Source organism: Marmoricola sp. URHA0025 HA25, assembly GCF_054059435.1.
Map to the genome: position 1 here is coordinate 4,093,829 of NZ_JBSSCD010000001.1, position 15,047 is coordinate 4,108,875.

Genomic DNA, 15,047 nt, shown 5'->3' on the forward strand with positions numbered 1-15,047 from the left:
TGGCCATCATGCAGACAGGGCGCACCTACAGTCGACCCATGCGTACGTCGGTGGCCGGGATGATGCTGCTGCTGGCCGTGGCCGCGTGCGGTGGGACGCCCGCCGCGGCGCCGGGCGGGGTGTCGACCGGCTCGACCACCGGGAGCGGGGTCTCGACCGGCTCGACCACCGGGAGCGGCTCGACCACCGGGGGTGGCGGGGTCTCGACAGGCTCGACCCCCAGCAGCACTCCGACCGCCGTGCCGGCGCTCGGCACGGTCCCGCCGTCCTGGCTCGGCACCCGTCCGCTCCCGGTCACGCCCGCGGGCTTCGGCGAGATCCAGCCGACCCCGCCGGAGCTGCGCGACCGCCGCTTCACGCTGCCCGACTCGATCCCGGCGCTGCCGGGGACGAGCTTCGCGTCCCGGGTCGCGACTCCCGCACCCGCGGCGGTGCTGGCACGGTCGACCTGGGCTGCAGGCTGCCCGGTGGCCGCGAAGGACCTGTCCTGGGTGCGGCTCACCTTCCGCGGGTTCGACGGTGCCCGGCACACCGGCGAGCTGCTCGTGAACCGGAGCGCCGCGACCGACGTCGTGAAGGTCTTCCACGACCTCTACGACGCGAGGTTCCCGATCGAGGAGATGCGGATCACCCCGAAGGCCGAGCAGACCGCGCCCCCGACGGGCGACGGCAACGACACCAGCGCGTTCAACTGTCGCGCGGTGCGGGGCGCGACGACGTACAGCCAGCACGCGTACGGGCTCGCGGTCGACGTCAACCCCTTCCAGAACCCCTACCTCAAGGGCGACCTGGTGCTCCCCGAGCTGGCGAGCGCCTACCGCGACCGCGGCCGGGTGCGACCCGGGATGATCCTCCCCGGCGGCCCCGTCGTCCGGGCGTTCACTGCCGTCGGCTGGGGCTGGGGCGGCAGCTGGCACTCGCTCAAGGACCTGCAGCACTTCTCGGCCAACGGGACCTGACGCATCGCAGCGCCCCGGAGCGGGTAACAGGCGTGGCGATCGCCCGGTCGCACGACACCCGAGGAGCTGCGTGAACACCTGGCCCGGCAAGCCGTACCCGCTGGGCGCGTCATTCGACGGTGTGGGGACGAATTTCGCCCTGTTCAGCGAGGTAGCCGAGGGCGTCGACCTGTGCCTGTTCGACGACGACGGGGCCGAGCAGCGCGTCCCGCTGACGGAGGTCGACGCCTACGTCTGGCACTGCTACCTGCCGGCCGTGCGTCCCGGCCAGCGCTACGGATTCCGCGTGCACGGCCCGTGGGACCCGGCCCAGGGCCTGCGCTGCAACCCGGCAAAGCTGCTCCTCGACCCCTACGCCCGTGCCACGACCGGGGAGATCGACTGGGACGAGTCACTGTTCGGCTACCGGTTCGGCGATCCCGAGTCCCGCAACGACGACGACTCCGCGGCGCACATGCTGCACGGCGTCGTCACCGATCCGTACTTCGACTGGGAGGGCGACCGCCGGCTCGAGGTGCCGTACGCCGACACCGTCGTCTACGAGGCGCACGTCAAGGGCCTGACCTTCCTGCACCCGGACGTCCCCGAGCAGCTCCGCGGCACGTACGCCGGCCTCGCCCACCCCGCCGTCCTCGACCACCTGCTCCGCCTCGGTGTCACGGCGGTCGAGCTGATGCCGGTCCACCAGTTCGCCCAGGACCAGACGCTGCTCGAGAAGGGCCTGCGCAACTACTGGGGCTACAACACCCTCGGCTTCTTCGCACCGCACGAGGCGTACGCCTCGACCGCCTCGGAGAGTGCCGGGCTGCAGGTCGCGGAGTTCAAGGGCATGGTGAAGGCGCTGCACGCCGCCGGGATCGAGGTGATCCTCGACGTGGTCTACAACCACACGGCCGAGGGCAACCACCTCGGGCCGACGCTCAGCTTCAAGGGCATCGACAACCCGGCGTACTACCGGCTGGTCGACGACGACCCGCAGTACTACCTGGACTACACGGGCACCGGCAACTCGCTGAACGTGCGGCACCCGCACTCCCTGCAGCTGATCATGGACTCGCTGCGCTACTGGGTCTCCGAGATGCACGTCGACGGCTTCCGGTTCGACCTCGCGGCAACGCTCGCGCGCGAGTTCTACGAGGTCGACCGGCTGGCCACCTTCTTCGAGATGGTGCAGCAGGACCCCGTGGTCAGCCGGGTGAAGCTGATCGCGGAGCCGTGGGACATCGGCCCCGGTGGCTACCAGGTCGGCAACTTCCCGCCGCAGTGGACCGAGTGGAACGGCGCGTACCGCGACACCGTCCGCGACTTCTGGAGGGGTGAGCCGAGGCTGGGCGAGGTCGCGACCCGGCTCGCGGGATCGGCCGATCTCTACGAGAACTCCGGGCGGCGCCCGTTCGCGAGCATCAACTTCGTCACCGCCCACGACGGCTTCACGCTGCGCGACCTGGTCTCCTACGAGCAGAAGCACAACGAGGCGAACGGCGAGGACAACAAGGACGGCGAGAGCCACAACCGGTCCTGGAACCACGGCGTCGAGGGTCCGACGGACGACGCGGAGGTGCTCGCGCTGCGCTCGCGCGACCAGCGCAACCTGCTTGCGACGCTGCTGCTGAGCCAGGGCGTGCCGATGCTGCTGCACGGTGACGAGCTCGGTCGCAGCCAGGGTGGGAACAACAACGGCTACGCGCAGGACTCCGAGATCTCGTGGGTGCACTGGGACCAGGCCGACCGGACGCTGATCGACTACACCGCTGCCCTCGTCCGGCTGCGCCGGGAGCACCCGACGTTCCGGCGCAGGCGGTTCTTCACCGGCACGGCGGTGCGCGACGGGGAGCGTCTCGACGACATCGTCTGGCTGCACCCCGACGGCCGCGCCATGGCGGACGAGGACTGGGACGCCGGCGGCACCGCGCTGGGCATGTACCTGAACGGACGCGGCATCGAAGGGGTCGACCCGCGCGGGGAGCGCATCGTCGACGACCACTTCCTGCTGTTCTTCAACGTCGGCGACCGGCTGGAGGTGACCCTGCCTCCGCTCGACTACTGCGCTGCGTGGAACATCGTGGTCAACACCGGCGGGGTCGTGGACGAGGAGCGGTCGCTGGTCGCCGGCGACACGCTCGTCCTCGAGAAGCGCTCGACCCTGGTGCTGCGCGAGGGGCGCGACCTCCGCGACGAGGACGCCGACCCGTCGGTGGCAGCGTCGCTGACACCCGTCTCCGAAGGACTCGCGTGAGAGCGCCGACCAGCACCTACCGCCTCCAGATCACCGACGCGTTCGACCTGGTCGAGGCGACCCGGCAGCTTCCTTACCTCGATGATCTCGGCGTCGACTGGGTCTACCTCTCGCCCCTGCTGGCGGCCGAGCCGGGGAGCGCGCACGGGTACGACGTCGTCGCGTTCGACCACGTCGACCAGGCGCGCGGGGGTGCCGAGGGCCTCGAGGCGCTGTCGGCCGAGGCGCGTCGACTCGGGATGGGCGTGCTCGTCGACATCGTCCCGAACCACGTCGGCGTGGCCACGCCGGCCGAGAACCACTGGTGGTGGGACGTCCTCGAGCACGGTCCCGAGTCGGTCCGTGCCCGGGCGTTCGACGTCGACTGGGCGTTCGGCAACGGGCGGCTGCGCATCCCGGTACTCGCCGACGAGGACCTGCCCGACGACGACGGCGCCATCGCGCACCTGGAGGTGGTCGGCGGTGAGCTTCGCTACCACGACCACCGGTTCCCCATCGCTGCGGGCACGGCGGACGACCTGGGCAGGAACGGCGTGGACGCCAGTGCGGTGCACGCCCGGCAGCACTACGAGCTGATCAGCTGGCGCCGGGCCGACGCGGACCTCAACTACCGCAGGTTCTTCGCAGTGAGCACGCTGGCGGCGGTCCGCGTCGAGGACCCGGACGTCTTCGCTGCGACCCACACCGAGATCGGGCGCTGGCTGCGCGAGAGCCTCGTCGACGGCCTCCGTGTGGATCATCCCGACGGCCTCCGCGACCCGAAGGGCTACCTCGACGGGCTCGCCGGGCTGACCGGCCGGCCCTACGTCGTGGTCGAGAAGATCCTCGCCGCGGACGAGGAGCTCCCGGACACGTGGGCCACGGCCGGCACCACCGGGTACGACGCCCTGGCGCTGATCGACCGCGTGCTCGTAGACCCTGCCGGCGAGGAGCCGCTGACCGCGCTCGACAGCCGGCTGCGTGGTGAACCTGCCGACTGGGACCGCGAGGAGCACGACCGCAAGCTCGAGGTCGCGACCGGCATCCTGCGCTCCGAGACGCGGCGCATCGTGCGCGAGCTGCGCGATGGGACCGGTGTCGGAGAGGCGGCGGCAGAGGCCGCGGTCGCCGAGCTGCTGGCCTGCTTCCCGGTCTACCGGTCCTACCTCCCCGACGGCCGCGAGCACCTGGAGACGGCCGTCCAGCGGGCGCGGACCGCCCGTCCGGACCTGGCCGCGGCCATCGGCGCGATCGCCGAGGAGCTCGGCGACGCAGCACACCCTGCGGCCGCCCGGTTCCAGCAGACCAGCGGGATGGTGATGGCCAAGGGTGTCGAGGACTGTGCGTTCTACCGGCACCCTCGGCTCACCTCGCTCAACGAGGTGGGCGGCGACCCCTCGTGGTTCGCGGTGCGACCCGAGGACTTCCACCGGGCGATGGCGGAGCGCCAGCAGCGCCGACCCGCCGCGATGACCGCGCTGTCGACCCACGACACGAAGCGCGGTGAGGACGTCCGCGCCCGGATCACCGTGCTCGCGGAGCTGCCGGGGGTCTGGGAGGAGGCACTCGAGGGCCTGCTCGCACGCGCGCCGTTGCCGGACCCGGTCTTCGGTTCGCTGCTGTGGCAGGCGATCGTGGGCGCATGGCCGGCCTCTCCCTACGGTGACCCGGTGCCCGACCTGCGCCCCCGGTTGCACGCGTACGCCGAGAAGGCGATGCGCGAGGCGGCGGTCCGCACGACCTGGACGGAGCCCGACCCGACGTACGAGAAGGCGGTGCACGAGGCGGTGGACGCGGCGTTCGACGATCCGGCGGTGCGCGCCATCCTTGCCGAGCTCCTCGACCAGGTGGTCGCCCCCGGCTGGAGCAACGCGCTCGTGGCCAAGCTCGTCGCGGCCACCGCGCCGGGTGTGTGCGACGTCTACCAGGGCAGCGAGCTGTGGGAGCAGAGCCTGGTCGATCCCGACAACCGGCGACCCGTGGACTTCGACCGGCGCCGGGCGCTGCTCGACGCGCTCGCCGGGACCGGCACACCGTCGCGTCCGTCGAGCGCCTCCGACACCGGCCTGGCCAAGCTCTGGGTGCTCAGGGCCGCGCTCCGCCTCAGGCGCGACCGACCCGACCTCTTCGACCGGTACGCCGGCCTGGCCGCGACCGGACCGGCAGCGGCGCACGTGCTGGCCTTCGACCGCGGCGGTGCGGTGACCGTCGGCACGCGGCTGCCGGTCGGGCTCGCGCGGGCAGGCGGCTGGGCGGACACCACCCTGCCGCTCCCGGCCGGCCGCTGGCGCAACCTGCTCGCTCCGGAGGACCGCCCGTTCGAGGGCGCGGCGCCGCTCGAGCTGGTGTTGCGCCGGTTGCCGGTCGCCCTGCTGACCCGGGCGGAGTGATGGCCCGGCATCGGGACCGCGGCCGGTTCGATGTCTGGGCGCCGCGCTGCGAGCGGGTCCGGCTCAGCGTCGGGGACGAGGTCGTCGCCATGGTGCGGATCGACGACGGCTGGTGGACCCCTGACGGCGCGACGCCGGCCGGCGAGGTCGACTACGGGTACCTCCTCGACGACCGCGAGGACCCGTTGCCCGACCCGCGCTCCCGCCGCCAGCCGCACGGCGTGCACGCACGCTCGCGGACGTTCGACCCCACCGCCTTCGCGTGGACCGACCGGTCCTGGACCGGCCGCCAGCTCGCGGGGTCGGTGCTCTACGAGCTGCACGTCGGGACCTTCACGACGGAGGGCACCCTGGACGCGGCGACCGAGCGCCTCGGCCACCTGGTCGAGCTGGGCGTCGACCTGGTCGAGCTGATGCCGGTCAACGCCTTCAACGGCGTCCACAACTGGGGCTACGACGGCGTCCTGTGGTCGGCGGTCCACGAGGCCTACGGCGGGCCGGCGGCGTACCAGCGGTTCGTCGACGCCGCCCACGCGGCCGGCCTCGGTGTGGTCCAGGACGTCGTCTACAACCACCTGGGACCGTCGGGGAACTACCTGCCGGAGTTCGGTCCGTACCTCAAGGCGGAGGGCGCGAACACCTGGGGCTCGCTGGTCAACCTCGACGGCGACGGGTCGCACGAGGTGCGCCGGTACGTCCTGGACAACGCGCTGATGTGGCTGGAGGACTTCCACGTCGACGGGCTCCGGCTCGACGCGGTGCACGCACTTGTCGACGAGTCGCCCGTGCACCTCCTCGAGGAGCTCGCGGTCGAGGTCGCGGCGCTGTCGGCACACCAGCGCCGCCCGCTCACCCTGATCGCGGAGTCCGACCTCAACGACACCCAGCTGGTCACGCCGCGGGAGGCGCGCGGGTTCGGCCTGGACGCCCAGTGGAGCGACGACTTCCACCACGCCGTGCACGTGGCACTGACCGGCGAGACCAGCGGCTACTACGGGGACTTCGCACCGCTCTCGGCGCTGGCGAAGGTGTGCGAGAGCGGCTTCTTCCACGACGGCACCTGGTCGAGCTTCCGGAGTCGCGACCACGGCGCGCCGGTCGACACCGTGGCGATGCCGACCTGGCGGCTGGTCGTCTGCAGCCAGAACCACGACCAGGTCGGCAACCGGGCCCGCGGCGACCGGCTCTCGGACCCGTCGCCCGGGCACCTCGACGTCGACCAGCTCGTCTGCGCCGCCCTGCTCACCCTGGCCGGCCCGTTCACGCCGATGCTCTTCCAGGGCGAGGAGTGGGCGGCGAGCTCGCCGTTCCAGTTCTTCACCTCCCACCCGGAGCCGGAGCTCGGCCGGGCCACGGCTGAGGGTCGGCTGGCCGAGTTCGAGCGGATGGGCTGGGACCCCGCCGTCGTGCCGGACCCTCAGGACCCGGAGACCTTCAGGCGCTCCCGGCTGGACTGGTCCGAGGCGGCCGCGGGAGACCACGCCGTCGTGCTCACGGCGTACCGGCAGCTGCTGACGCTGCGCCGCACGGTCCCGGCGCTGACCGATCCGTGGTTCGGCTCCGTCTCCTGCACGGTCGACGAGGAGCGCCGGCTCTTCGTGCTGTCCCGTGACGACGTCGTCGTCGCCGTCAACTTCGGTGACGACGCGGGTCAGGTGCCGGTCGACGCACCGGCCCGCCTGCTGTTCGGTACGCCGAACGGGCCGCAGCTGCGCGACGACGTGCTGGTGCTCCCGTCGCACGGCGGCGCACTCGTCCAGCGGCTGTCGCGGGGGCCTTGCGCACCGGCGCCGACCGGAGTTGGTTGGACCCATGGCCGAGAAGCACGCACGAAAGGGCTCCGACCACGACCTTGAGGCGACCGGGCCCGACCGGATCCGCAACGTCGTCCTGGTCGGGCCCACGCAGTCAGGCAAGACCTCGCTCGTCGAGGCCCTCCTCGCCCACTCGGGCGCCATCCCCCGCGCCGGTTCGGTCGTCGACGGGACCACCGTGTGCGACACCGAGGACTCTGAGCGCACCCACCAGCGCTCCAGCTCGCTCGCCGTCGCGCCCCTGGTCCACGCCGGCACCAAGGTCAACCTGATCGACACCCCGGGGTACGCCGACTTCGTCGGCGAGCTCCGCGCCGGCCTCCGCGCCGCCGACTGCGCGCTCTTCGTGCTGGGTGCCAACGAGGGCGTCGACGACGGGACCCGCCAGCTGTGGCGCGAGTGCAGCGCCGTCGGGATGCCCCGCGCCGTGGTCGTCACCAAGCTCGACCACGCCCGCGCCGACACCGACGGCGTCGTGCGAGCGGCCCAGGCGGCCTTCGGCGACAAGGTGCTGCCGGTGTACCTGCACGAGGGCGATCGGCTGCTCGGGCTGATCACCGGCGCTGCGTCTCATTCCGGGGGCGACGACCCGCGGCGCGGCGAGCTGATCGAGGGCGTGATCGAGGAGTCCGAGGACGAGTCGCTGATGGATCGCTACCTCGCCGGCGAGAAGATCGACGAGGACGTGCTGATCGACGACCTGGAGAAGGCGATCGCGCGAGCCGGGTTCTTCCCGGTGATCCCGGTCTGCGCCACCACCGGGGTCGGGCTCGGCGAGCTGATCGACCTGTGCGTGCGCGCCTTCCCGTCACCGCAGGAGCACGTGGCGCCGGAGGTGTACACCCCGGAGGGGAAGCCGGTCGAGGGCATCAGCTGCGATCCGTCCGGCCCGCTGGTGGCCGAGGTCGTGAAGACGGCCAGCGACCCGTACGTCGGGCGCGTCAGCCTCGTCCGGGTGTTCTCCGGCACCCTCGACCCCGACGTGCCGGTGCACGTGTCGGGGCACTTCTCCGCGTTCTTCACCGACGTGGTCGGGCACGAGGACCACGACGAGGACGAGCGGATCGGCGTACTGGCGCATCCGTTCGGCGCGCAGAACGTGCCGGCGACCCGGGTCGTCGCCGGCGACATCGCCACGATCGGGCGGCTCTCCCGCGCGGAGACCGGCGACACGCTGTCCAACGTCGACCGGCCGCTGGTGCTGCGGCCCTGGGACATGCCCGAGCCGCTGCTGCCGATCGCGATCGAGGCCGCGACCCGCTCCGACGAGGACAAGCTGTCGTCGGCACTGTCCCGCCTCGCCGCCGAGGACCCCAGCCTCCGGGTGGAGAACAACGTCGAGACCGGCCAGCTGGTGATCTGGGTGCTGGGCGAGTCGCACGGCGAGGTGGCCCTGGAACGGCTCCAGCAGCGCTACGGCGTCTCGGTCGAGCAGCGCGAGGTGATCGTGCCGCTGCGCGAGTGCTTCGCCGGACCGGCCACCGGGCACGGCCGCCACGTCAAGCAGTCCGGCGGGCACGGCCAGTACGCGATCTGCGACATCACCGTCGAGCCGCTCCCCGAGGGCAGCGGGTTCGAGTTCCTCGACAAGGTCGTCGGCGGCGCGGTGCCGCGGCAGTTCTTCGCGAGCGTCGAGAAGGGGGTCCGGGCGCAGATGGAACGCGGCGTCCGCGCGGGCTTCCCGGTGGTCGACCTGCGGGTCACCCTGACCGACGGCAAGTCGCACAGCGTGGACTCCTCGGACATGGCCTTCCAGAGCGCCGGTGCGCTCGCGCTGCGCGACGCCGCCGAGTCCGCGACGGTCTCGATGCTCGAGCCCTACGACGAGGTCGCGGTGATCGTGCCCGACGACTACGTCGGCGCGGTGATGAGCGACCTCTCGGCCCGGCGCGGCCGGCTGCTCGGCACCGACAAGGTCGGCGAGGACCGGACGACGGTCCGGGCGCACGTGCCGCAGCGCGAGCTGATCAGGTACGCGATCGACCTGCGCTCGTCGACCCACGGTGCGGGCACGTTCACCCGCAGCTTCGCCCACTACGAGCCGATGCCGGAGGAGCAGGCGAAGACGGTCACGTCGCCCGGCTCTCGGCCGTAGCGAGCGGCGTCCGGCCGAGTGGCTCGCAAGGCGGAGGAGGGAGGCGGCCCGGGGTTGGCCGTCGACCGACGACAACTCAGCGAGCCGCCGGCCGGGCGTCGCGCAGCCGGCCAGGGGCCGGGTGACGTGGCCGTGCGTCACGTCGGTCACGTCGCGGAGCTGAGGCGGGCGCGCAGCCCGGTGGCCCGCTGCACCTCGCGGGAGACCGCCGCGCGCACCGCGGCCTCGGACCCGACCACCCGCACCGTCTGCTGGGCGCGCGTGACCGCGGTGTAGAACAGCTCGCGGGTCAGCAGCGGAGAGTCCTCGGGCGGCAGGATGACGCTCACGGTGTCGGCCTGGCTGCCCTGGCTCTTGTGGATCGTCATCGCGAAGACGGTCTGCACCGCCGGCATCCGCGTGGTCGGGAACGACTGGAGCCCGTCGGGTCCGGGGAGCACCACCCGGAGCCGCCCGACGCCGTCCGCGCCCTCGCCGAACACGGTCACGCCCATGTCGCCGTTGTTGAGCCCGAGGAGCCGGTCGTTGGTGGTGACCAGCACCGGCCGGCCGGCGTACCACTCCTGGTAGACGTAGCCCTCGCCGCCCTCGGCCAGCAGCCGCTCGATCTCGCGGTTCCAGCCGGTGACGCCGTACGGTCCCTCGCGGTGCGCACACAGCAGCCGGTGCCGGTCGAGGGCCGCGACCGCGTCGGCGGCGGTGCCGCGCCGAGCCGTGTCGAGGAGGTCGACCGCGCGGCGGTGGAGGTCGGCGCGGAGCGCGGCCATCGCCTCCTCGTCCTCGGGGTCGATCCAGACGACTCCAGTGCCCTCGCCGCGGAGCACCTCGACCACCCGATCGGCGTCGGCATCGCGGAGCGCCTGGGCCAGGGCATCGATGCCCGCGCCGTAGCGGTGCGTGGTGACCAGCCGGGTCACCGGGGAGTCGGCACGCTCGGCGAGCCCCGCGACGAGGTCGGCCAGCACGGCACCCGCGTCGACGGACGAGAGCTGGTCGGCGTCGCCGACGAGCAGCAACCGGGTCTGCGGCCGGAGCGCCTCCAGCAGCCGGGCCGCCAGGGACAGCGCCAGCATCGAGCCCTCGTCGACGACGACCACGTCGTAGGGCAGCCGGTGGTTGCGGTTGTGGCGGAAGCGCACGCTGGTGCGCGGCATCCGCGAGCCGAGCAGCGAGTGCACGGTGACGGCCCGGACTCCGGCCAGGCGCTCGCGATCTGCCGGGTCGAAGCGGCCGATCGCCTCCTGGACCGCGGACTGCAACCGTGCCGCGGCCTTGCCGGTCGGCGCGGCGAGCGCGATCCGCGGGCGGTCACCGGTGGCGAGCTCGTGCTGCTCGGCCACCAGCGCGAGTACGCCGGCGACCGTGGTCGTCTTGCCGGTGCCCGGGCCGCCGGTGAGCACCGTGGTCCACTGCCGCGCAGCGGCCCGGGCGGCACCGCGCTGCTCGGCGTAGCCGTCGCCCGGGAAGATCCGCGCGAGCCCGGCCTCCAGGACCTCCTCGTCGACCTCCGGGGGCCGCAGGCCGAACCGGCCGAGCAGGTCGTCGCAGACCTGCACCTCCTCGCGCCAGTAGCGGTCGAGGTAGAGCAGGTCCTGGTCGAGGCGCAGGACCTGCGTCGTCACCAGCGGGCTGGCACCGATCGCCTCCAGCCAGGTCTCGGGGTCCGGCCACGGCAGCTCGCCGTCGGGGGCCGCCGACGGGGCCTCGTCCAGGGGAAGATCGGCGATCGTGCGCGGGTCGAGGCAGATCGAGCCGCGGCGCACCGCCCGCACAGTGAGCGCCGTGGCCAGCAGCACCGCGGGCGACTCCTCGCCCGCGAGCCGTCCCAGCCGCTGGGCGACGTGGACGTCTGCCGCCTCGAGGATCCCGGATTCGTTGAAGGTCCGCAGCAGCCCGGTCGCGCCGACGGCACGGCGACGGTCGTGCGCGTCGGCCCAGGGGGCGGTCACCCGGTCCGCGGTCATCGGACCAGCTCCGCGTCGAGCAGGCCCGACAGGTCCTCGATCATCGCCACGGGCGGCCGCCAGGCGAACACACCGCAGGGCTGCCCGTCGAACTCCGGGGTCTCGGGGCCGCACATGCCGCGGACGTAGAGGTAGAGGATCCCGCCGAGGTGCCGCTCCGGGTCGTAGCCCGGCTGTCGCCAGCGCAGGTAGCGGTGCACGACGACCGAGTAGAGCAGCGCCTGCAGCGGGTAGTGCGAATGCAGCATCGCCGCGGTCAGCGCCTCCGGCCGGTAGTCCCAGGCAGTCACTGCCGCACCCCGGTCGCCGAGCAGGTTGGTCTTGTAGTCGACCACGACGTAGCGGTGTCCCTCGGGCCCCGGCACCCGCAGCACCACGTCGATCGAACCGCTGAGGTAGCCGCGCAACAGCTGGTCGCCGAGCGCGGGCGACTCCAGCTGGTCGGCGTAGGCGCGCATCGGGTCGGCCGGATCGAGGTGCCGCCGGAGCACGCCGGCGAGGTCGGCCAGCCGGACCTCGGGCGGCGCGTGCCGCAGGTCGCCGCCGGCCAGCGGGATCTCGAAGTCCAGCTCGCACAGCCGGTCGTCGCGTCCGACGTCGACCAGCCGGAGTCCTCCCGCCAGTGGACCGAGGGAGGTGGCCTGCATCGGCAGGAGCGCCGTCGCGATCGCCTCCGCCGAGGCGTCCACCGACCACCACTGCTGCTGCTCGCGCACTCGGGCGAGCAGCTCGGCCGGCAGGTCGGCGGCCTGGGGGTCGACGTGCTCGAGGACGCCGTGGACGAGCGAGCCGAAGGTCGCTCCGGCCGGGAGATCTGCCATCGGGCTGGGGAGGTCGGTCTGCGGCCGACCCGGGCCGGGGGCCGGCGTCTCACCGTCATCGGCTCCCGGCTCGTCGATGGTGCCCTCCACCTCCGGCTCGCTCTCGGCGGTGAGCGCGGTGGCCTGCTCCTCGACCCGGATCAACCCGGAGTACGACGTGCGGCGCCACGTCTCGTCGATGCTGCGGTCGAGGGTGCGCACCGTGAGTGCGGGCGGCGGCTCGAGCGGCACCCGTTCGACGCGTGCGTCGGGCACCGACGCCTCGAGCTCGAAGGCGCCGGCGGCGGCCCACGCCGAGAGCCGTGCGTCGACCTCCGCCGCGGGTGGCAGCGGCACCGAGCCCGGCACCCGGGACTCCCCGGCGACGCGCCCGAGCAGCAACCTGGTCAGCCCGGAGTCGCAGGCGCGGGCGCTGGGCCCCCACCAGGTCACCACCTGGGACTGGGCGCGGGTCAGGGCGACGTACGTGAGCCGGAGCTCCTCGGCACAGCGCTCTGCACGCCCTCGCGCCCTGGTGTCGGCCGACGGGCCACCGCCGACGTCGAGGCAGCGCCGCCCCAGGTCGGTGTGGAACAGCACCTCGTCGGTGTCGGGCGGCGCCGAGTAGTTGAAGGCCAGCGGCAGGTACACCACGGGGTACTGCAGGCCCTTGCTGCCGTGGATCGTGAGGATCTGGACGGCCGCGGCGTCGGTGTCGAGGCGGCGGGTGCGCTCTGAGCTCCGCTCGGCGACGACGCGCTCGGCGCGCAGCCACGCCAGCAGGGCCGGGAGCCCGAGACGGTCGCGACGGGCCACTTCGTGCAGGACCTGGGCGAGGTGGTCGAGGTCGGTCAGCAGGCGCTCGCCGTCGGGCCTGGAGAGGACCCGGGCGTCGAGCCCGCCGGCGACGATCGCCTCGTGCACGGCGGCGATCCCGCGGCTGCGGAACAGGTCGAGCCACCCACGCACGGCGTCGCCGAGCTCGTCGGTCGCGTCGTCACCGCCGAGGGCGAGCTCGGCGGCGCTCCACCCGCCGAACGCGGTCAGGCCGAGAGCCCGGATCCGCCGCGTGGTCGACGGCCGCTCCATCGCCTCGAGCAGTGCCTGCCAGTCGGACGCGGCCTGGCTGAGCAGCACGCTGCTGCCGCTGGTGATGACCGACGCGATCCCGCGCTCGGCAAGCGCCGCCCGGAACGGGTCGACCTGGGTCGGCTTGACGCTGCTCATCAGGATCGCGACGTCACCCGCGACGAGCGGGCGGCCGTCGTGCTCGGGCTTCGCCGAGAGGAGCGCCGCGACGTCGGCGGCGAGGTCCTGGGCGATGTGCCCACGCAGCCTGCCGATGCCGACCTGGCCCTTGTCGTTGGCCCCGAGCGCCTCGCCGTCGATGCGCCGCAACCGCACCGGCGCGGACGTCGGCGCGCCTGAGATGCGCCGGCCCTGATGAGCCGCACCGACCTCGTGGACCACGATCCGGGGGTCCCCGAGCTCGACCCCGCGGGTGAGGACCTGGAGCGCCTCGACCAGCGGCGCGTCGCTCCGGTGGTTCGTGGCGAGCGTGCGCATCGTGCCGGCCGTGTCGCGCGCGGCCAGGTAGCTCGCGATGTCACCGCCACGGAAGGCGTAGATCGCCTGCTTCGGGTCGCCGATCAGCACCATCGTGGCGTGCCCGCTGAACGCGCGGTCCAGCACGGCCCACTGCACCGGGTCGGTGTCCTGGAACTCGTCGACCAGGACCACCCTCCAGCGCGACCGCATCCGGTCGCGCGCGGGCGAGTCGGGCTCCTCGAGCGCGGTCGCGAGGCGGCTGAGCAGGTCGTCGTAGCTGAGGATGCCGAGGCGGCGCTTGCGGCGCTCGACCTCGCCGATCACGTCACGGGCGAACTCCAGGCGCAGTGCGGCGGTCTCGCCACTGCCGGTGGCGACCGGCTCCGCCTGCGGGTCGCCCAGCGCGGCCCGGGCGACGGTGAGCGCCTGCTCCCGACCGAAGGGTGGGGACGCGGAGCCCACGAAGCGGGCGAGGTAGAGGTCGTCGACCACCTCGGTGACCAGGTCGGAGAGGTCCTCGACCAGCTCGGCGCGCGAGTCGGTGTCACCGGCCACGCCGAGCGACCTCAGCACCACCTGGCAGAACTGGTGGATGGTGGCGATCGTCGCGGAGTCGTACGACGCGAGCGCAGCCCCGAGCCGGCGGCGGACACCGTCGAGGTCGGGAAGCGCGGCGAGGTGGGCGAGCAGGCCACCACGGGCCAGCGCCGTCTGCGGATCGGCGAGGGCTGCCTCCGCCTCGACGAGCTGGGCGCGCACGCGCTCGCGCAGCTCCTGGCTGGCAGCCCGGCCGAAGGTGAGCACCAGCATCTGGTCGAGGTCGGCGACGTCCTCGGCGATGTAGCGGGTGACGAGGGCGCCGATCGCGTAGGTCTTGCCGGTGCCGGCGCTCGCCTCGAGCATGGTGGTGCCGGTCGGGAGGTCGGCCAGGATGTCGAACGGCTCGATCATCGGCGTACCACCGACTGCAGGATCGGCGCCCACAGCCGCATCGCCAGGGAGCCGAGGCGCGTGCTCTCACCGGCGTGCTCCTCGCCCGCCAGCGGAGCGCCGAGGAGTACGCCGAGCGGCGCGTGCTCGCCCCAGACGAACCGGTGCGCTGCGTCGGCGTTCTCGCCCGGGAACCGGGAGCTGCGCGGGTCCCACTCCTGCTCGGCGGCGTACCGGCAGGCGGAGTCGCCGGCCCCGGCAAGCCGACGCCTGGCCCACGCGTGGCCGGTCTTCAGCGGGAGCGGCAGTGGCCCGCTCATGCCGGCGTCATG

General features: G+C 73.2%; 8 protein-coding genes. 5 read left to right on the forward strand and 3 right to left on the reverse strand.

Annotation, left to right across the window (positions count from 1 at the left end; genetic code table 11):
• The first annotated feature begins 38 nt into the window (after positions 1–38).
• The 5 genes from ACVW00_RS20150 (at position 39) to ACVW00_RS20170 (ending at position 9,473) form a co-directional block, all read left to right on the forward strand.
• Entirely contained in the window at positions 39–959 is a 921-nt protein-coding gene (locus ACVW00_RS20150; protein WP_457112676.1) for a M15 family metallopeptidase, read from the forward strand.
• Between the two features lie 70 nt (positions 960–1,029).
• Complete coding sequence (gene glgX, locus ACVW00_RS20155; protein WP_457112677.1) at positions 1,030–3,195, forward strand: glycogen debranching protein GlgX; 2,166 nt, start codon at positions 1,030–1,032, stop codon at positions 3,193–3,195.
• Complete coding sequence (treY, locus tag ACVW00_RS20160) at positions 3,192–5,564, forward strand: malto-oligosyltrehalose synthase (protein WP_457112678.1); 2,373 nt, start codon at positions 3,192–3,194, stop codon at positions 5,562–5,564. Before glgX ends, treY begins: the two co-directional genes overlap by 4 nt.
• Positions 5,564–7,420, forward strand: a complete 1,857-nt coding sequence (gene treZ / locus ACVW00_RS20165) for a malto-oligosyltrehalose trehalohydrolase (protein ID WP_457112679.1) — start codon at positions 5,564–5,566, stop codon at positions 7,418–7,420. Before treY ends, treZ begins: the two co-directional genes overlap by 1 nt.
• On the forward strand, positions 7,377–9,473 hold the full coding sequence (locus ACVW00_RS20170) for an elongation factor G-like protein EF-G2 (protein WP_457112680.1): 2,097 nt from the start codon (positions 7,377–7,379) through the stop codon (positions 9,471–9,473). Before treZ ends, ACVW00_RS20170 begins: the two co-directional genes overlap by 44 nt.
• A gap of 146 nt (positions 9,474–9,619) precedes the next feature.
• Here the strand turns inward: ACVW00_RS20170 and recD are convergent, their stop codons facing one another.
• The 3 genes from recD to ACVW00_RS20185 are packed head-to-tail and all read right to left on the reverse strand — an operon-like array spanning position 9,620 to position 15,035.
• Positions 9,620–11,437, reverse strand: coding sequence for an exodeoxyribonuclease V subunit alpha (gene recD, locus ACVW00_RS20175; RefSeq protein WP_457112681.1), 1,818 nt, complete (start codon positions 11,435–11,437; stop codon positions 9,620–9,622).
• Positions 11,434–14,736 carry a UvrD-helicase domain-containing protein gene (locus tag ACVW00_RS20180; RefSeq protein WP_457112682.1) on the reverse strand — a complete coding sequence of 1,101 codons (3,303 nt, stop codon included), beginning with the start codon at positions 14,734–14,736 and terminating at the stop codon, positions 11,434–11,436. The genes recD and ACVW00_RS20180 overlap by 4 nt, the downstream gene beginning before the upstream one ends.
• Positions 14,733–15,035 (reverse strand): hypothetical protein, encoded by a 303-nt coding sequence (locus ACVW00_RS20185; protein WP_457112683.1) that lies wholly within the window; start codon positions 15,033–15,035, stop codon positions 14,733–14,735. Before ACVW00_RS20185 ends, ACVW00_RS20180 begins: the two co-directional genes overlap by 4 nt.
• Positions 15,036–15,047: the final 12 nt, after the last annotated feature.

Excerpts from the sequence above, each read along its gene's own strand:
- ACVW00_RS20150 (WP_457112676.1), top strand. The coding sequence starts at position 39 with ATGCGTACGTCGGTGGCCGGGATGATGCTGCTGCTGGCCGTGGCCGCG.
- treZ (WP_457112679.1), top strand. The coding sequence starts at position 5,564 with ATGGCCCGGCATCGGGACCGCGGCCGGTTCGATGTCTGGGCGCCGCGC.
- ACVW00_RS20170 (WP_457112680.1), top strand. The coding sequence starts at position 7,377 with ATGGCCGAGAAGCACGCACGAAAGGGCTCCGACCACGACCTTGAGGCG.
- recD (WP_457112681.1), bottom strand. The coding sequence starts at position 11,437 with ATGACCGCGGACCGGGTGACCGCCCCCTGGGCCGACGCGCACGACCGT.
- ACVW00_RS20180 (WP_457112682.1), bottom strand. The coding sequence starts at position 14,736 with ATGATCGAGCCGTTCGACATCCTGGCCGACCTCCCGACCGGCACCACC.
- ACVW00_RS20185 (WP_457112683.1), bottom strand. The coding sequence starts at position 15,035 with ATGAGCGGGCCACTGCCGCTCCCGCTGAAGACCGGCCACGCGTGGGCC.